The 18737-nt window shown below is 52.2% G+C and carries 15 protein-coding genes, 1 tRNA gene and 1 pseudogene; 9 read left to right on the plus strand and 8 right to left on the minus strand.

What is annotated here, in order from left to right; all coding sequences use genetic code 11:
• Nucleotides 1–82: 82 nt before the first annotated feature.
• Nucleotides 83–919: a superantigen-like protein SSL4 gene (locus FFM82_RS08680; protein WP_137645449.1), complete on the minus strand. Its 837-nt coding sequence runs from the start codon at nucleotides 917–919 to the stop codon at nucleotides 83–85.
• Between the two features lie 729 nt (nucleotides 920–1648).
• A complete protein-coding gene (locus FFM82_RS13565) occupies nucleotides 1649–3544 on the minus strand; it encodes a MucBP domain-containing protein (protein WP_225425658.1) in 1896 nt (631 codons plus the stop codon).
• Here FFM82_RS13565 and FFM82_RS13570 point away from each other — a divergent pair.
• A complete protein-coding gene (locus FFM82_RS13570; protein WP_225425660.1) occupies nucleotides 3519–4544 on the plus strand; it encodes a hypothetical protein in 1026 nt (341 codons plus the stop codon). The genes FFM82_RS13565 and FFM82_RS13570 overlap by 26 nt on opposite strands.
• 312 nt (nucleotides 4545–4856) lie before the next feature.
• Here FFM82_RS13570 and asnA read toward each other — a convergent pair whose 3' ends face one another.
• The 4 genes from asnA to FFM82_RS08705 form a co-directional block, all read right to left on the minus strand.
• Nucleotides 4857–5864 carry an aspartate--ammonia ligase gene (gene asnA, locus FFM82_RS08690; RefSeq protein WP_137645451.1) on the minus strand — a complete coding sequence of 336 codons (1008 nt, stop codon included), beginning with the start codon at nucleotides 5862–5864 and terminating at the stop codon, nucleotides 4857–4859.
• Nucleotides 5865–6293: 429 nt separating this feature from the next.
• On the minus strand, nucleotides 6294–7700 hold the full coding sequence (locus tag FFM82_RS08695) for a C69 family dipeptidase (protein ID WP_137645452.1): 1407 nt from the start codon (nucleotides 7698–7700) through the stop codon (nucleotides 6294–6296).
• A gap of 45 nt (nucleotides 7701–7745) precedes the next feature.
• Nucleotides 7746–8984, minus strand: a complete 1239-nt coding sequence (locus tag FFM82_RS08700; protein ID WP_137645453.1) for an RNA polymerase sigma factor sigma-70 region 4 domain-containing protein — start codon at nucleotides 8982–8984, stop codon at nucleotides 7746–7748.
• A 49-nt stretch (nucleotides 8985–9033) separates the two neighbouring features.
• Nucleotides 9034–9291, minus strand: a complete 258-nt coding sequence (locus FFM82_RS08705; RefSeq protein WP_137645454.1) for a hypothetical protein — start codon at nucleotides 9289–9291, stop codon at nucleotides 9034–9036.
• 213 nt (nucleotides 9292–9504) lie between these two features.
• On the opposite strand from FFM82_RS08705, the gene FFM82_RS08710 reads away from it, so the two are divergent.
• Together FFM82_RS08710 and recQ are read left to right on the plus strand one after the other, a co-directional pair.
• The gene (locus FFM82_RS08710) at nucleotides 9505–9705 is read left to right on the plus strand and encodes a helix-turn-helix domain-containing protein (RefSeq protein WP_170178263.1); all 201 of its coding nucleotides are present in this window, start codon (nucleotides 9505–9507) and stop codon (nucleotides 9703–9705) included.
• Nucleotides 9706–9834: 129 nt separating this feature from the next.
• A complete protein-coding gene (gene recQ, locus FFM82_RS08715) occupies nucleotides 9835–11631 on the plus strand; it encodes a DNA helicase RecQ (RefSeq protein ID WP_137645456.1) in 1797 nt (598 codons plus the stop codon).
• Here recQ and FFM82_RS13765 read toward each other — a convergent pair.
• A pseudogene (locus FFM82_RS13765) lies at nucleotides 11628–12944 on the minus strand (serine hydrolase domain-containing protein). The gene recQ and the pseudogene FFM82_RS13765 sit on opposite strands and share 4 nt — an antisense overlap.
• On the opposite strand from FFM82_RS13765, the gene FFM82_RS08730 reads away from it, so the two are divergent.
• Nucleotides 12871–13755: an RluA family pseudouridine synthase gene (locus tag FFM82_RS08730; protein ID WP_137645459.1), complete on the plus strand. Its 885-nt coding sequence runs from the start codon at nucleotides 12871–12873 to the stop codon at nucleotides 13753–13755. The pseudogene FFM82_RS13765 and the gene FFM82_RS08730 sit on opposite strands and share 74 nt — an antisense overlap.
• A 136-nt stretch (nucleotides 13756–13891) precedes the next feature.
• Here the strand turns inward: FFM82_RS08730 and FFM82_RS08735 are convergent, their stop codons facing one another.
• Complete coding sequence (locus FFM82_RS08735; protein ID WP_137645460.1) at nucleotides 13892–14218, minus strand: ArsR/SmtB family transcription factor; 327 nt, start codon at nucleotides 14216–14218, stop codon at nucleotides 13892–13894.
• Between the two features lie 382 nt (nucleotides 14219–14600).
• Between FFM82_RS08735 and FFM82_RS08740 the strand changes: the two genes are divergently transcribed.
• The 5 genes from FFM82_RS08740 (at nucleotide 14601) to FFM82_RS08760 (ending at nucleotide 18694) form a co-directional block, all read left to right on the plus strand.
• Nucleotides 14601–15365 carry a flavodoxin family protein gene (locus FFM82_RS08740; protein ID WP_137645461.1) on the plus strand — a complete coding sequence of 255 codons (765 nt, stop codon included), beginning with the start codon at nucleotides 14601–14603 and terminating at the stop codon, nucleotides 15363–15365.
• Nucleotides 15366–15388: 23 nt separating this feature from the next.
• Nucleotides 15389–15460, plus strand: a tRNA-Arg gene (locus FFM82_RS08745).
• A 324-nt stretch (nucleotides 15461–15784) separates the two neighbouring features.
• The gene (locus tag FFM82_RS08750; protein ID WP_137645462.1) at nucleotides 15785–16816 is read left to right on the plus strand and encodes a hypothetical protein; all 1032 of its coding nucleotides are present in this window, start codon (nucleotides 15785–15787) and stop codon (nucleotides 16814–16816) included.
• Nucleotides 16797–17930 (plus strand): YibE/F family protein, encoded by a 1134-nt coding sequence (locus FFM82_RS08755; protein ID WP_170178265.1) that lies wholly within the window; start codon nucleotides 16797–16799, stop codon nucleotides 17928–17930. Before FFM82_RS08750 ends, FFM82_RS08755 begins: the two co-directional genes overlap by 20 nt.
• Nucleotides 17927–18694: a YibE/F family protein gene (locus tag FFM82_RS08760; protein WP_137645464.1), complete on the plus strand. Its 768-nt coding sequence runs from the start codon at nucleotides 17927–17929 to the stop codon at nucleotides 18692–18694. Before FFM82_RS08755 ends, FFM82_RS08760 begins: the two co-directional genes overlap by 4 nt.
• Nucleotides 18695–18737 lie beyond the last annotated feature (43 nt).

Raw genomic sequence — 18737 nt, forward strand, 5'->3', positions numbered from 1 at the left:
CAACTTGAAGATGAGTATCAAACTCAAATTCAAAATTTAGTCGTGGCATAGGACAAAAAAGTCTCTATTTAAATTGTCTATTTTATTGACAGGGGACCAGTTCGGTTAGTTTTGTTAGACCCGCTAGTGGTGTTAAGTCGGTGACGTCACCATAGATTCGGCCGCTCGGTGCGTTAAAGCCGTTATTCAGTCCCATGCGGGTGACGTTCTTGGCGTATTGCAGACCTTCCAGTGAGTAGGACGTTTTACCGTCGACGTACGTATCCTCACCGAAAAAGGTTTTCAACAGCAACATGTCTTCCTTGGTAATATCCGCAGCGGAGTTCCAAGTACGATCCTTATTTTGATATCGCAGGTCTGCCAAGACTTCCTGTTGGAGCGCCTTGTTTGGCATCCACTCGTTGATGTCTTCGGTTGCGCGGGCCGCGGCCTTGTAGGCGCTAGCCTTGGCAACGACTGGTTGCGTTTCTGGTCTGGTGGTTGGTTCCGCAGTGTCTTTGGCAGTATCCGCCGGTTTTTCCGCAGCGCTAGCCAGTGTTTTGGTTGCCGGCTGATCACTGACTGGGTTGGCCGTTGTTGAACCCGCTTCCGAGCGACCGCTTACATTTTCCTGACTCGCGGCGGTCCGTGATTCGGGCGTGTCAGCGCTTGTCGGGGCAGGTGTTGCGTCGACCGGGTTGGTTGGCTTACTTTCGGAACTAACGGCTGACTTTAAGGCCACTTGCGACTGCTGCAGGGGACTTTCAGCCGCCGTCTGACTGCTGGTCGTTGTCGGCGCTTGTGATTCGGCCGCGCCACTATCGGCTTGTGCGACCTGGTTGGTTAGGGCCATGACTCCCAAGATCATGGTGGTTGCGCCGGTCATTAGCCAGCGCGTCTGATATAAATTGGTTGGTTTAATACGAGTTGTCTTTTTCAAAGAACCCCACTCCTTCAAAATTATATTAGGACATTAAATAAAAATCATTTAAACAGTTTAAGTCTAACATTGTTTTTTGGGAGCGTCTATTGAAACGATAAATTAAATAATGAACAAATATAGAGGAATGGATAAAAAAGGTTGATAAAGTTTATTTTGGCAGGGGTAACGTTAAAATTTAGCGCAAAGAAGCCCTTAGGTTGATTTAAAATTAATGATTGTCTTAGCAAGCCTGAACGGAGTTATTATATTCTGTTATAACCACGAGTTGTGAATGAATTATCATTTTAAAAATCAATCGATAGTTATAATTGAATTTTGGGGGCACGTGATTGGTTGGGTGTGATTTTTAGCAAAGGGTTTAAAATCCTAATAAATGGCCCTGAAATACGAACTCGCGGAAGGGTCGACTTTTTACGCTTTATATTTAGAACTAAAAAAGGAAGTAACGGTGACGTTCATCACGGTTACCTCCCTTTGTGGGTGTGGCGGTTAATTTAGTGCGTCCTAGAAATAACGGGCTGTTGAGCAGCAAGCCCGTTTTTTAATGTGGATAGCTTGTGGACACGAAAATGCGCGCTACCGTCATGAAACAACGGTAACGCGCACTGTCGGTATGCCGGTCGAAAATTGGGCATTTTAGGGGTGGCCGTCTCGAAAAGCGAGACGAACTGTACAGTTGACTTGGGGGTGGATGCGGCATACCGATGCTAAGTGCGTCAGTGCCTTTTAATTGCGCTTACGCCGCTTAGCAGTCCCTAGCCAACCAAATGAAATGACTGCAAGTACCAGACCGAGAATTGCACTGATCCGGCCAGGTGCTTCGTTCGTTTGTGGTAATGCTTGCGCCGCCGCGGTAGCTGGCTTATTAGTTGTCGTACTACCTAGACCGGTAGTTGCGTCACCGTTCGTCGTGGCCGTCGCGGAACTACCAGTCTGACTAGTGCCGGTACTTGCAGTACCACTGCCAGTAGTGCTACCGGTTGTACCGTTTCCAGGTGCCGGACTAGGGCTCGGCTCTGGCGTCGGTGCTGGGCTTGGCGTTGGTGCTGGACTTGGTTCGGGTTCTGGGCTTGGTGCTGGTGTTGGACTAGGTTCCGGACTTGGCGTCGGCGTTGGTTCAGGAGAAGGCGTTGGCTCCGGTGTCGGCGTTGGTTCTGGTTGAGGCGCCTGTGAATTTTCCGGACCGTAAACGTAGGTCACTTCCTGGTTACCCAGGGCAAAACTACCAGTGGCGTTTGCCGGATCCTTCGTGACTTCGAGGCCGGCGATGTTGGCCGGTTTAGTCGTGTAGGACTCACCAATTGTCCCAGTCAACGTTTCATCCGGTGCAACCTGGTTACCGTTTTGATCCACGTGGTGAACAGTAATTGTCCCGGTCGTGATTGCTTTGTAGTAGTAAGTGACGGTTTTTGCGGTGTCACTAAACGTCCCGGTAGTGTTATCGGAAGCGTGGTCAAAGGTGTAACCGGCGAATTCTAGTTCGGCGGTGACGTATTCATCGTTGTAAGCGCCGGTTAACGTAATTGGTTCGCGTAAGGCGTTACCATCCTGATCCAAGTATTCCACGGTGACCGGCTGTACGGTGGAAACGTACGTGTGGGTCACGGTTTGCGCGGTATCGGTAAACGTCCCGCTGGTTGGACCGTCCGTTTTCGAGAGCTTGTAACCCGGAATTTCGGCGGCTGACGCATAAAACGACTCGCCAACCAAGCCGGTCAAGGTTTTGGCCGGTTGTAGCGGCTTGCCATCGGCGTCGACGTAGTTAACCGTCACGTCCGCGGCGGCCGAACTGAGAATGTATGGTTGCAGGATGTAAAAAGCAGTGCCCGTACTATCAGTTCCCTTGGCAATCAGGTAGAAGTTGTGTTCCTGAGGCACAACGTTTAGGGTCATGCCGCCAATCGTGGCCTGGCCGTTGGCATCCCCGGTGAAGCCGGGAATTTGGGTGACTAACTTGCCAAAGGTGATCCCGCCATCGGCACTCGGACTGACGTTGGCGTAATCACCCTGAACCGCTCCGGTCGAACCGTTAAAGTACAGCTTGTAGTAGTATTGACCATCCTGAGTGATTTGAATCGGTTGCGCAACCATGGCACTGGTGGTAAAGGTTGACTTACTACCGTCTGGCAGCAGGTAACCACTATTGGCTAAGGTTGCTTGGGGGTCAGCCTCGTTGACGTAAATTGGTGCCTTGTAAATATATTGGTCGGTATATTCTTTGGTCGTCAGGTTTGGTAACTTACCCAAAACGGAAAGGTCGCTAATCTGGTTGAACGAAACGTCGATGTCGGTTAAATTCGTTAAGCCCGCTAACGCGGAAATGTCTTGAATCCGGTTATGGGCAATATCCAAGTTCGTTAATTTTGTTAAGCCGGCTAAAGGCGTGATGTCAGTAACGTCGCCGTTGTAGTAACCGGCTGGCGAATTCATCCCCTGGTTTAACTTCAAGCTCGTCAGGTTGGTCGCGTATTGCAATCCTTCCAATGAGTAGGACGTTTTGCCATCAATATGGGTATCGGACCCGGTGAAACTGGTTAATAGTTGTAAGTCCGACTTAGTAATGTCACTGACCGAAGTAAACTGACGGTCGGGTAGGTTGAGTGCTTGTAAATTCGTTAACATGTCGGCCTGTAACAACTTATTCGGCATCCAAGTATCGATTGAATCGGTATCACCCGCAACCGGGGTAGGGGTCGCGGTTGCCGCACTTCCCGGCGTTGCCGTGGAAGCCGCGTATTCCGCCGCCTCAGCTGAATCTAACGCTTTGTCCGCAGTCACTTGTTCATCTAACAAGCGGGCGACGGTACTCGTTAAGTACGGCTCGTCGGGAGTAGCGGGCGAAGCGCTGTCGTCGCTAGTAGTAGGTGCCGAGCTATCAGCGCTAGAAGCCGGAGTGGTGCTGCCAGCATCGCTGGAAGTAGGAGCCGAGCTATCAGCGCTAGAAGCCGGAACGGTACTGCCGGCATCGCTAGAAGTAGGAGCCGAGCTATCAGCGCTAGAAGCCGGTGCAGTACTGCCGGCATCGCTAGAAGTAGGAGCCGAGCTATCAGCGCTAGAAGCTGGTGTGGTACTGCCAGCATCGCTGGAAGTAGGAGCCGAGCTATCAGCGCTAGAAGCCGGAACGGTACTGCCGGTATCGCTAGAAGTAGGAGCCGAGCTGTCAGCGCTAGAAGCTGGTGTGGTGCTGCCGGCATCGCTGGAAGTAGGAGCTGAGCTGTCAGCGCTAGTAGCTGGTGTGGTACTGCCGGCATCGCTGGAAGTAGGAGCCGAGCTATCAGCGCTAGAAGCCGGAGTGGTGCTGCCGGCATCGTTAGAAGTAGGCGCCGAACTGTCAGCGCTAGTAGCTGGTGTGGTACTGCCGGCATCGCTAGAAGTAGGAGCCGAGCTATCAGCGCTAGAAGTCGGTGCAGTACTGCCAGGATCGCTGGTAGCGGCCGGACTGGTCACACTAGTCGTGGTCGTGGATACGGATGTCGCCGGTGCTGCGCCCTCAGTGGAACCGGTTCCACTACTTGTCAGCGTTGTACTTGTTGAAGTTGACGTCAAATTGGTTGGCGCGTCGCTGGTCACAGCTGGTGAGCTGCTTGTGGGCGCGTCACTCGTTGCCGCAAGGGCGGATTGATTAGTTAAAATTAATCCGGCTAAAACGGTTGACGCTAAACCGGTTACGAGCCGGCGCTTTGTGGATTGTGTTAAACGTAATTGTTTTTTAGTCAATCTAACCAAACTCCTTTATAATAGTAAATTAAACATTCACCCTCCTATGAACAGTTAAAGTATATATCGAATTAGTTTATAAGTGGATTAAAAATCTTCATCATTAAATTTTCATTTAAATCTTAAGGATTAAACAACGCGGACTTATTAATCCAAAATAAAGCAACCCGGCGAGCCGTCAAACTGAACGGTTAACTGGGTTGCTTTATATGACGATTTAAAGTAGGTGAATGTTATTGGCTTCGCACTGGTCGATCATTGCTTGGGGCCACAGTGAGGCTTGAACTTCGCCAACGTGGGCCTTGCCAAGTAGCAGCATGCATAAGCGTGATTGGCCGATCCCGCCACCGATACTGTAAGGAACCGAAGCGTTTAAAATCATTTGGTGGTACGGTAACTTCAAGCGGTCTTCGGCGTCGGCGTCCTTTAATTGGGCGCGCATGGCGTCGGCATCGACCCGAATCCCCATGCTGGAAATTTCGATTCGTTGGTTCAACGGTTCGTACCAGAAGAGGATGTCGCCGTTTAACTTCCAGTTGTCGTAGTCGGGGGCCCGGCCGTCATGGCGTTTGCCGTCGCTGAGTTTCCAACCGATTTGCATCAGGAAGACGCAACCGAGTTTCTTACAAATGGCGTTTTCGCGTTCTTCCGGTGTCAAGTCCGGGTACATATCGGCAAGTTCCTGGGTCGTGATGAAGTGGATTTCGTCCGGTAAGTGGTGGACGGCTTGGGGGAACTTGTACCAAACTTCGTGTTCCATGTGTTTGATGACTTTAAAAATGGTTTTGACGGTGTTTTCCAAGGTTTCGACGTTGCGTTCGTCCTTGGCGATGACCTTTTCCCAGTCCCACTGATCAACGTAGGCGGAGTGGTAGTTGTCGAGGTCTTCGTCTTTACGGATGGCGTTCATGTTGGTGTACAGTCCTTCGTGCATGTCGAAACCGTAGCGCTTCAACGCGACCCGCTTCCACTTAGCTAGGGAATGGACGATTTCGATCGTATCGTCGCCCATGTCCTGCATGGTAAACGAAACCGGCTTTTCGGTCCCGTTCAGGTTATCGTTCAAACCGGTTTTTTGTTCAACGAACATTGGTGCGGATAACCGGGATAAGTTGAGTTGTTTACCGAATTCATCCTGGAACGTTTCGCGGATGTAGCGGATGGCTTGTTGGGTTTCTTTAACGGATAATTTTGGACTGTAGTCCTTTGGAATAATCAAATGCATAACCAAATCTCCCTTAGTAGCTTATATTTTTAACAACGGTTCAAGATAAAAGAAAAGAAGCCTTTCATTCCTTGAAATCTCAAGGGACGAAAGGCTTCTTTCGCGGTACCACCCAAGTTGTCCGCCAAATGCGAACCAGCTTAAAACAGAGTACTAACATACTCTACCGATGGTAACGTACCGGTTAACGGCTAATCCTACTTTAACATGGTTATTTCAGTTAGCAACTAAGAAAGTGTTTTTCGGATTAATCAGGACCTGATCGGGTTTCCACTCGTTCCCGATTCACTGGCAGGCTGGTTAGTCGTACTCCTCTTTCCTCCGTTTTTTATCTTGTGCCATTTATATTAGCACTTATTTTAATTTTGTAAACCGTAAAATTAAAATTAAATTAGTTCGCGGTCACAAATCCATGATAATACCGGTGAATTAGTCGTTCAAATTATAACGTAACTTCATTTTTTCGGAACCAGCAATGACCATGTCACCGAGTAACTTGGTCTGGCGTTGCATGGCTTCGTCCGCCAACTGCTGGTTGGCAGCTTCCAAGTAAGCGGCAACGTCATCGTGGTTGGCGAGGTCGGCGTCGGTATCGTTTTCGATTTTACGGTAAGCGCTCATGGCAGCTAGTTCGTAGCTGTTACGCATGTCAACGTAGAAATCGTAGTCGGTATCACCGAGTAGGGCGGTCGTGCAGCTCAACCAGTACATGTCGTTTAGGTTGAACGTGCCGTTGGCGTTTTTGTAGCTGGCCGGCGTATCGGTAACGTTGGCGTAGAACGGCACGACCGTGTTGAAGGTGTTGGCACCGAAGGCTAACCAGTGAATACCGGCGATTTCGGCGGGCACGTTGTTGCGGATTTGCAAAATATGAACGTCGTGGTTCCGGTTGATCCCAATTGGCCGGAATAACTTCTTGTCGGCTTCGGAACCACTACCGTAAACGTCGTACTTGGTGTTTTCGTAGTGTGAACTCAAGACGAACTTGACGTCTTCAATACTGATCTTCCGGTTAGCGTGGCAGATGAACGGTAGGTCCTGTTCCATCGGGTCCTGTTCAACGTCCGGCGTAAAGTAGCGTTGACCGAACCAGGCCCGCGGATTGTTATAAACGGTATCCTTGATTGACGCACTACCGAAAATGTGGCGTAAGTTGACCTGATCAAAGTCGGGGTTCAACTGGTATTGGTCAATCAAACCTTCTAAGTCGTCCGAGGCTAGGGTGTCGTCGGCGTTAAAGTCAAAGTCGTCGATGTTCATCCGGTTCGGCGCAACTACGTAAGCGTCGTCCGGAATCCGTTTAGCGGCCCAGTGGTGGCCACCAATCGTTTCGAGCCACCAAATTTCGTCCTTATCTGAAAAGGCAATCCCGTTTGGTTCGTAGGTCCCGTATTCTTTTAGGAGGGCACCGAGGCGTTGCACCCCTTCCTTAGCGCTGTGAATGTATGGTAAAACCAGGGTCACTAAGTCTTCTTCACCGATACCGCCGCTGACGAACGGGTCGACTCCCTGAATCCGGGAGTTGGTGGTGATGGTTTCGGTGGCGGACATCGCGACATTTTCACTGTTGATGCCGGCGGCCGGCCAAGTCCCGTTGGTTAGGATTGAGTTGGGAATTGAGGTATAACGTAACGGGTTATCTGGTAATTCCACCTTGACTTTACTAATAACGGATTGATAGTGGCGCGGTTGGTCCGCCGGGTTAACAACGACTAACCGTTCCGGGTCGAGGGCTTCGTGCCCGTCATCGTTTCGCGAAATAATGGTTGAACCATCGATCGACGCCTTTTTACCAACGAGGATCGTGGTACATGAACCTTTGATACGTTTTTCCATGAATATGTCACTCCTTATAGATTACTTAATGTTATTATACGCTTTCTATAACGGGGTAACACCGGCTTGGGAGTGAAGATTGACCGCTTTCTTCAAAATGTAGTTAACACTGCTAATACTAATGCCGGTCGCCGCCGCAATTTCACGGTAAGTTTTACCGTGCGCGTGCAGTTTTTTGACCAGCGCGTACTTGGCGTTGCGCCGTTGGTGACGGGTACGAACCGGGGCCGGCGCCGGTGGTAGTGGGGTGGCTAGCGGAACCGGCTGGGGAGTTTCGGTTGGGGCTTGCTGGTGCAGGCGGGCTAACTTCTGTAAGACGAGTTCAGTTGTCTGAACATCCCAGAGCGCGTTATGTTGGTTGGGGTTGGTTAGGTTGAAAATGGCGGCTAAGCCGTTCAACGGTAAGTTGTGGTAGCCGTTCTTATGGTTACCGAGGTTGATGATCATGTTCGTGTAGGCTTGGGCGTCGAAAATGGTGACCGGTGTCGTTACGGCGTGCTGTTCACTCGGCGTTAGCTGGTCGTAGTGTTGTGCAATCAGGCGGCGTAAGTACTTGATGTCCTGGGTTTGGTCCCAAAAGACCAAGGGAAGCGCCGGTTGGAGGACCTGGTTAATAAAGGCCTTGATCACGGTCAACGGGTCGCCCTGGCGTTCGTACTGGGCAAGCGTTAAGCCGGTAGCGGCTAGGCCGGCAAGCTTCTTTTCTGGTAAGAAGTCGGGGTTATCGAAGTAGCGGTTAAAGAAAACGTTTGTCTGATGATGGCGATTAAAGCCAATCGCACTAAGTTGAAACACATTGGTTTTAAGTCCAGCGGCTTTCATCACCTGCCAGTTGATCGTATTGGGGGTGTTGGTGCGCCGGAATAAATTGCCAAATTCGCAGTCGATGATGATGTAGGCCGGTGGAATTGTCGTTGGGGCCGGTGCCGGCGTTAAAATGTTGGGTAGGTTGATCAGCCGTTGTTGGTCGCTGGTGGCCGCGTCTGGCAATATGTAACCGAATGATTGTAGAAATTCCTCGCAGGACGGTCCGATGGCGGCGTCACTGCAGGTCACCACTTTTTTAGGCGTCAGCACCATTTCGCTGCGACTAGCAAAACTAATGTGGAACCGGTCGTGGTTGTCCAGTTCAATTGCGGTCACGTTACCAGCGTCGCCGTAGTGCTCGGCCGGCGTTAGCCGTTTGTCATGGTCAATCTGGTAGACCGGTCGGTTCAGCAGGTAAAGACAGTTGAGGTTGTTTGAAATTTTACGTTCGAGCATGGTGAAGGTCGTGGCAAACATGCAAATCACTCCTCTAGTCTGGTTAAGTACATTGTAGCGAACTGCGGGGTCAACTGGCTAACGTTTGCACCGGCCGTCCAACCATGAATTTAGTAATGATGAATTGGTTGCGCCGATTATAGTGACCGTAAAGCGCAAGCCGGGCGTTGGGTTGTAACTGGTATAGCAAGGTCAGCGCGTGACGCGTCACGAGGCAGTGAACGACTTGTTGTTCGGTAAGCCGTCCGCGGACGTAAACTAGGAGCGGGTCGTAGCTAATGATTTTAAATTGGTTGTTATATTGAACCGTTAGTGGTTGTTGTCGCATGGTGATCACCTCAAAATCATTACACGAACACTTGTTCGTTTTTGCAAGTCTAAAGCTGCCGTTTTAAATTAAGTGTGGGGCTGGTTTTCGGTGACTGGTGGGGTGATGGCGCTTAAAAATACGAACAAATCGAAAAACTTACGGGGAAAAAGCTACAAAAAATGGTCTAGACTTGGTATGATAAAATCTGGATAAATGAAAGGAGGCCTTGCCATGGAGCGTGGACGACGCGCAACGTTAGAAGAACGGATCGCCATCGTGAAGTACACGTTGGCCCATGATAACAATTACCAGCAGGCAGCCGACCGGTTTAACGTCTCCTACCCGCAAGTATATACTTGGGTTCGCAAGTACCGTCAAAGCGGCATGGAAGGCTTGGTAGATCACCGGGGCCGACCAAAACAGGCTAAGTGAATTACATATCAAACCCGTTTTCACCTCGAGTGGACGCGGGTTTTTTATTTGGTTCGGCACGTGACGCCGAGTTGTAACTCGCAGGATTCCCCGTTAAAATGGAACTACTATGAAAGAAAAGGTGGACGGATGATGGACTTAGCGGCAGCGCAACAAGTACTGAAAACAACTTTCGGCTACGATGAATTTCGGCCGGGACAAAAAGCGGTGATCGAACAAGTACTGGCCGGTGAAAACACGTTGGCAATTATGCCGACCGGGGGTGGGAAGTCACTCTGTTACCAAATCCCCGCGCTCCTGTTCAACGGCGTAACGGTCGTGGTATCGCCACTGATCTCGCTAATGAAGGACCAGGTGGACGCCCTTAACGATAACGGCATCGCGGCGACCTTCATTAACAGCGCGTTGACCCAGCAGGAAATCAACCTGCGCTTACAAGAACTGCGCCAGGGCGACTACACTTTACTGTACGTCGCGCCCGAACGGCTGGATTCTAGCTACTTCATTCAGGCACTCGGCCAGTTGCCGATTAAACTACTGGCAATTGACGAAGCCCACTGTATTTCGCAGTGGGGCCACGATTTTCGTCCGAGTTACCTGGCGCTGAGTACGGCTATCGAACAACTGCCGACGCACCCGCAAGTGCTAGCCCTGACCGCCACGGCGACCGAGCAAGTGGCACAGGACATTTGCGCGCAACTCGCAATTGATCCTAAGCAGGAAGTCAACACCGGCTTTGCCCGCGATAATTTAAACTTAACGGTTGTGAAGGGCCAGGATACCGACCGTTACGTCCTGGATTACTTGAAGGTCAACCAGGGGGAAGCCGGCATTATTTATGCCAGCACGCGTAAAGAAGTGATGCGGCTGACCGCCCTGTTACAAAAGAAGGACATTAAAGCAGCCCCGTACCACGCTGGACTGGACGCGGACGTCCGCCGACAAAACCAGGAAGACTTCCTGTACGACCGGGTCGCGGTCATGGTGGCCACCAACGCGTTCGGAATGGGCATTGATAAAAGTAACGTCCGCTTCGTGATCCACGCCCAGGTTCCCGGTACCCTGGAAGCTTATTACCAGGAAGCTGGCCGGGCCGGCCGGGACGGATTACCGAGTGAGGCAATCCTCCTGTTTCGACCGGCTGACATTCAGTTACAACACTTCTTTATTGATGAATCGGAAATGGACGATGAACACCGCCGGCAAGCCTACCACAAGTTACAGGTGATGACCCAGTACGCCAATACTCAGGGTTGTTTGCAACAGTTCATCCTCAACTATTTCGGTGAGGACTCCGAACCGTGCGGTCGCTGCAGCAATTGTACTGATCAGCGCGAGGCCCAGGACATTACCACCGACGCGCAAAAGGTGCTGTCGTGCGTGGTGCGGTTGCATTCTCGTTTCGGTAAGGGCGTGGTGGCCCAGGTGTTGACCGGTGCTAATAACCAGCGGATTCGTGAATCGAATCTTAGTGAACTATCAACGTACGGACTGATGGCCGGTCAGCGCCAGAAAAGCGTCGGCGAATTGATCGACTTCTTAACGGCGGCTGGTTATTTGCAAGCGGTCGGCGGCCAGTACCCTACTTTAACCGTAACGGCCAGCGGAGCGGCAGTATTGAAGGGAAAACAAACTGTGCACCGCAAAACGGCCCAGACCGTACACCAGTCTGGACCAGAAAACAGCGCGCTATTTGAACAGTTGCGGACGTTGCGGCGGACGATCGCCGAACAGCAGCAGGTCCCGCCGTTCGTTATTTTTTCCGATAAGACCCTGCATTCGATGTGTGACGTGATGCCCGAAACCGACGCGGCCTTCTTAACGGTCCGGGGGGTCGGACAGAGCAAGCTCGACAAGTACGGTGAGCGCTTCATGGCGACGATTCGGGCAGCTGCCCACGCGGATACCGCAACAAGCGCGGACTAGGCCTTGTCGAGTAGGCCGTATAGGTCGTTGACGACTTTGCCGAACGAGACCGAACTGCGGACGTTCGCCATTAAAACGATGGTCGTCCGGCCACTGCGGCTAATACTGTTGATGATGTTGAAGCCGCCCAGCACGCCGTGGTTGCTATAACTACCGGGATTACAGTAAAAACCCATCCCGTAGGTCGACCAGCTACCGGCCGTTAGCATTTGTTGGCGGGCCGTGCTGGAGATCAGCCGCCCGCTCATCAGGGCCTGGTCGAAGCGCAACATGTCGCTAACCGGCATGTAGAGGTCGCCGACGCCGAATAGCTGGCTGAGATTGCCAAGGGGCGCTTCCACGTAGCGACCGTTACGGATGACGTAACTGGTCGGGTGGTTAGAGAGCTGTTGAAAATGGGGGTACTGCCCGGTCGCGGTCATTTCTGCCGGTTTGAAAATATTAGTGGTCAGGTACGTCATTAACGGCTGACCACTAATTTTTTCGACTAAGTAGGCGAGAATGGTATAGTTACTATCGAGGTAGCGCTAACGCCCCGGCTGTTCACGAATGCCGGCCTGCGCGATTTGGGCGACGAGTTCGGTCGGCGTCATCGGCTGCTCGGTAGCGGCGTGGCCGCGGATACCGGACGTATGGTTTAGCAGGTGTTTGAGGGTGATTTGCCCGCCGTTCGGAAAGTTGGGCAGGTAAGTCGCTAACGCATCGTTGACCCGCAGCTTCCCGCGGTCCTGTAGTTGTAAAATGGCGGTCGCAATCAGTGCCTTTTGGGTTGACCCCACGTAATAGGGGGTGTCGATTTGATTGGCGAGGTGCCGCTGGCGGTCGCGTTCACCGTACGCTTGGCGCAGGATGGTCCGGCCATTGCGGACGATTAGGGCGGTGCCCGAAAAGCGGTGCGCCTTTAAGTACTGGTCAACGCTGGCATTAGCAACGATGGGGTGCAACGGCACGGTTTTAGGTTTTGGCCGCGACGGTTTGGCTTGCGCCACCACCGTGGTCGGGGTCGGTTTGGGGATCACACCAGTTTGTGACACTGCTTGATTATGTAAGCCGTAGATCAGGCCGATGCCGCCAAGCAGCGTAAGGCTGAGTAGCGGCATGAAGCGCAATTTTGAGCGGGGTGGGTAGTGCATCCTAATTCCTCCAATAACGTCGTGATGAGGATAACTTACCACGCTAATACCCGCTTTTTTATGTAGAACACGTATAGTTTTGATAAATCCGGAAAAGGGGAGAACGATGGAATTTACTTGGCAGCACGCCGGTACGGCGGTTTCAATGAAACGTTTTTTGAGCGACCATGGGATCAGCATGCGCCTGATCAAGGCCGTTAAGCACGGGGAGGGCCAGCTGCTGTTAAACGGCGCGGTCGTCAGCGGTGTGATCACCGTCAATTCAGGCGATCGCGCCGGCATCCGTCTAGCCGATGAAGCGCCCGACGACGCGATTGCCGCTAGCCAACAGTCACTGGCAGTCTTGTACGAGGACGCCAACTGGTTAGTCGTCAACAAACCGGCCGGTCTCACCAGCGTGCCGGGTCCTAGTGACCGGACCGAAACATTGGTTAACCGGGTCAAGGGCTACTTGGAACGGACGCAGGCGCCCAACCAGCGCCCGCACCTCGTCACCCGCTTGGACCGCGACACCAGCGGCATCGTACTAATTGCTAAGCACCGTGTCGCGCAGGGAATGCTGGCAAACCCGCGCCTGACAGAAACGCTGAAGAAAACGTACACGGCTTGGATTGCCGGTACGCTCACGCCAACCAGCGGGACCATTGACCAACCGATTGGGCGCGTCGATGATAGTCCGCAGCGGCAAGTCACCGCGGCCGGTCAACGCGCCGTGACCCGTTACCAAGTTGTCGGCGTGGCAGCTGACCGGCAAGTCAGCCGGTTGAGATTAACGCTGGTGACCGGCCGGACCCACCAGATTCGGGTGCACCTGACCAGTTTGGGCCACCCGCTGTTAGGCGACCAGCTCTATGGTGGTCAGCAAGACTTAATCACCCGGCAGGCGCTGCACGCGACCAACCTGAGCTTTTTTGACCCCTTCACTCAGACAACGTTACAAGTCACCGCGCCGTTACCGGCCGACTTGCAGCGCTTGGCCGAGTTAGCGTAATTTAAACGCCCGCGGTGGCTCAGGGCGGTCCCGTTTTCACTTAATAAATATAAAAATCGTGCTCAATTTCTCAAGTAAGGCTACCCGAGAAATTTAGCACGATTATTGTTGTTCTAGTTACGATTCGATTTGCCGCTTACTTGCCACCGGCAGCTTCGGTATCGGCTGCTAACGTGGCGAAGGTTGCTTGCAATTGCTGTAAGGGCGCACTCAACGTTAAGAAATAAATGTGCTCGACACCACTACTACGCATGTCGATCACACCGGCTTCACGCATTAAGCGCAGGTGGTGTGAAACGGCTGGTCTGGAAATATCGACCAGCGCAGTAATGTCGGTCACGTTAAGACCATCATCACTGTTCCCCAGAGCAATGATGATTTGACGCCGAATTTTTTCGGCAAAGATACTGATCAACGTTGCGCTGTTGGTCAGTGCAACTTTTGATTGTTGATAATTAGCCATATCCTCCTGAGTCCTTTCAATCTCTTTCTAGGTCGCCCAGGCACGTTTCCCCCATAAAGTCATACGCTGAAACGTTACCTGAGCGCCCCGTGAACAACTACGCCATGCCGGGCGCTTGCCAAAGGCAATGACGCCGGCCCACTTATCCGCGTAAAGGTCGAAGTGGGTCGGCGAATTTTAAGTCTGCAAGTTGTCGAACGGACTGTACAAACTCGGTAAAGTTGTACTTACGTTTATTAAAGCAAGCGGGGAATTGATTGTCAATCGTTTTTGTCGAAAGTGATTATCATTAGCAACTTTAATCGTTTATGTTCGTTTTGTATCCGTATTTGCACGGCAAAGTGCGTTAAAATGGTACTATGACATTCAGGGGGTGGACAACGTGAAAGTTTTAGGGTTATTAGGAACCCACAATCCGGACGGGGTGACCAGCCAGATGCTGCAGGCGGTCCTTAAGGGGGCGGCTACCAGCGCGGAGACCGAGTTAGTGAATCTGAACGATTACGCACTGACCCCGGATAAACCGCAGGCGAAAAATCCGGATCTTGATAAGCTCGAGGCCAAGTTGCTGGCCGCCGACGTTTGGGTGTTGGCGGCCCCAACTTATATTGGCGGCTTGGCGGGCGTGATGAAGAATTTCATGGACTGTTTTCGCAACCGCATTGCCCGCTATAACGCGGTTGGCGAGGCGGTTCCGGACCGGTTTAAAAACAAGCACTACGTGACCATTAGTGACTGTTACGCCGGTGGTATTGAAAACTACGTGACCGGGGTGACCGACAACGCCTTTAAGTCGATGGACAAGTTCCTAACGATGGGTGGGTTGATCAAGTTGCGCGAAATCGTCGTGACCAACACTTTTGGTATGCAACAACTGCCAGCTAAAAAACGGGCGGAAGGCGAACGGGTCGGTGCCAAGGCCGCCCAAAAAAAGGAAAAGGATGATAGTACTGTGAAACGTTATATTCAATTATTCTTTATGATTGCCGTAATGGCGTTACTGACGATGGGCATTGAAGCGCTGATTGGGCAGGTTGTGCCGTTGGCTAATTTCTGGGCCTACTACGGTATGTTTGTCATTATTTTTTACGTCTTACTCGCAAGCATCCTCCACTTTTTCACCGTGGTCAAACACCGGCGCCGCTAATTCGTGGTACCATGAAGGTACGGGCGTCCTTAGTGTAACGGAAAGCACGCGAGATTTCGGTCCTTGCGATCTCGGTTCGATTCCGAGGGGACGCATTTTCAGTGCTTAGTTGGGATTGTGACGCAACGTAAAGCTAAAAAAAGGTTAAGAGTCAGTCGCTTTGGACGGGAGCCCGTCTTGAAGCGGCTGATTTTGTTATAATAGAGTGTGCCAAAAGTCGGTTAGTTGGCGCGCATTAACGGCGTAAGTCGAATAATCCTGGGATTGGATTGTTGGCCTTACGGTGTTAAGCGGGGCCAACTGACTTTTGACACCCGTTTTGGTTATCAATATTCGGAGACATACAAGCGGCTATGATATTAGTCACAGCCTCGTTGGGGATACTTAGAACGAATTCGAAAATCCGTGGAGGGATTGGGATGCAAGTTGCTGGACAATTAATTTCTACCATCGGGTGGCTGGGGCTCGCGCTAATTGCTAGTGAGTTGCTCGCCACCCTCATTTATGACGTGGGACAGTGGGTCGGCTTTCGCCTGACCGGTGCGCGGGTCGTCGCCCTCGTTGGTTTCCGCTACCAACTGAGTCGGGTCGCGGGCCACTGGAAATTTCAGCGACCGTTGACGGCTTACCCGCACCTGATTGCGATGCCGGCGGAAGATCCGCGCCGTTTCAACCACGCGTTATACTGCTTTGGCGGACCGCTATTTAACCTGTTAGTGGTCGTGATGAGTTTGGTCACGATGCTGCAATTTACGCTTGGCTATAGCTTATGGTTGTTCGTGTTCATCATCTGGATCTGGGTAAACACACTTAAAGTGGCGCAATTATTACCGATGAACTGGTTTGGCCGCCCAACTGCCGGGCAGGAGTTCCGGGCCGCCCGGGAATCCACCGCCGCGATGACCGCAGCCTACGTCACGGCCTGCGCGCGGGCGTTAAAAGTTCAGACTGGTCGGGTCGCCGACCTGGATGCCGGGATGATCGTGATGCCGCGCGACGGTGGCAATCGCAACTACTTAGTGGTGCGCCAGGCCAACCTGATTTTGGAGTGGGGCCTGCAACACGGTTTGAGTACCTCGGAACTGTTGAGCGGCTTGGCGCGTTTGGAACCGAGTTTTAACACCATTCCGCGTGCGGACCTCGCGCACTACTTGGACGCGACGATTTACTGGAATCTTTATAGTGACCACCCGGCGCCGCAAGTCACCGGCTGGTATCAGGATGCCGGGGTCGCGCAATTATTGCGCCGTTACGAACCGCTGGGGAACTTTAAGTTGCGAGCCGTTTACGAATGGCGGGTCAATCAGGCGCCGCAACGGGCGTTAGCGTTAATTACGCGCGGCTTAAAGTACGCGCGCCGGAGCAATGACCTGACCGAAATCGACTGGTTAAAGGCGTTGCGTGCTCGGGTCGAGGCCAGCGCTAAAACGAGTGTTACTAAAGAAGGGTGAGAAGTTGAAACAACGAATTAAGCAACGGCGGGGCTGGTGGCTGACGCTAACCGTCGTGATTTTGGGCCTGTTAGCGGTCGGCCTGACCCGCGTCAACGCGGGCTGGTACCGCCAAACGGTGGCGGTAGTCACCCACGTGCAACGGGAAAACCGGACCACGACCACCGATGAATTTCGTAATCGTGACGTCAGCACCACGCAGCGGGTCACGCTGCGGGTGTTGAATCACCGGCAGCGGGGGCGGGTGTACCACGTTAAAAACGTGTATACCGCTTCCGGGGCGATGGATCAAGCGTATCGGCGGGGCAACCAGGTGTTTATCCGGATTCCCAGTGACCATCATAGTAGTGTAGCAATTCAGGGACTGAAACGGGATACGGCGTTGGCCTTCGTGGTCTGGCTAGCCGCGGCGCTGTTACTACTGATCATGCGCTTTAGCGGGTTAATGGCGTTACTGAGTGTCGGCCTCAACGCGGCGCTGTTTTACGCCGCCATTCAAATTGACTTAATGACCAATGGAAACCACGTTTACCTGCTATTCGGCGTACTGGCGATCGTTTTTGCCGCCCTAACGCTTTGGTTGGTCCTCGGCTGGGGCCGGCAAATGGCCGTGACTTTCGGCGCAACGATGGCCGGGACGCTGTGTGCGCTGGTGATTAGTCTGACGGTCTTTGCGTTGACCCACGAGCGCGGTGTGACTTACGAATCGATGCAGTACGTCACCCAGGTACCGCGGCCGCTATTCTTAGTGGAAACGATTCTCGGTTCGCTGGGAGCGGTGATGGATGAGTCGACCGACATCGTCGCCTCGCTGTTTCAGTTAAAACGGGAACGGCCAGACATTGAAAACGGGCAGGTTTTTAAGTCCGGTATTCAGATTGGCCGTTCAATTATGGGACCACTGATCAACGTGTTATTCCTGATTTTTATGGCCGAAACCTTTGCCATGACGCTATTGTATTTGCGTAACGGCAATAATTGGGGCTACACCTTCACGATGAACATGTCGCTCGGAATGGTTCAGAGCCTGATTTCCGGTATCGGCATCGTGCTCGCCATTCCGGTCGCCAGTTGGCTGGCGAGTCGGCTGATGCCTAAGGAGGTGGCGGCATGAACACGATTACGGTTTTGGGATTAGTCTTATTTTTACTCATGACCCTAGTCGGTGGTAAGACTGGGGCGACCGCCTTTTTAAGCCTGATTTTTAACTTTGGTCTGTTGTTCTTCGCGGTCGTCCTGATTTCGTGGGGCTTTCCACCGATGGGCGTCACGCTGGTTATCGGCATGATTATCCTGGCCTTCACGATTTTCTTTGGCGAGGATAACGAGTTAGCCGCTAAGCCGGCTTACATTGCGGCGTTGATCGTGATGGTCGGCTTGATTCTGGTGATTTTTCCGGTCGAGCACTGGATCATGGCGCAGGGCTTTAGCTTGGAAGACAGTGAAGACCTGGAAGGCATGTCGTTATCGATCGGCGTTTCGTTCGTCGGTGTGGCGGTGACCGAGGCGGTCCTAAGTACCCTCGGCGCGATTGCCGAGGCCGGGATTGCGATTGCGGCTGGTTTAAGTGAAATCATTGCCCAGCACCCGCAGGTTACGACCAAGCGGCTGTACATCGACGGCATTAGTATTGGTAAGCAAATTATCGGCACGACTTTCAACACCTTATTTTTTGGTTTCTTTGGTGGTTTTTTAGCATTGTTCATTTGGTTTGCGAGTTTGCACTACTCCTTCGGTAGCGTCATTAATAACAAGATCTTTGTCGGCGAAGTTCTAATGATCCTGTTCTCACTGATTGGCGTGATTTTAACGGTGCCGGTGACGACTTGGGTGATGACGCTGGAACACCGCAAGGCCGGAAATGAGCCAAAACGTTGACACCCTCAACGGGACTTGTTAGGGTGGGATGGTAGCTTAATGG

The organism is Lactiplantibacillus plajomi (genome assembly GCF_005405405.1).
Lineage (GTDB): Bacteria > Bacillota > Bacilli > Lactobacillales > Lactobacillaceae > Lactiplantibacillus > Lactiplantibacillus plajomi.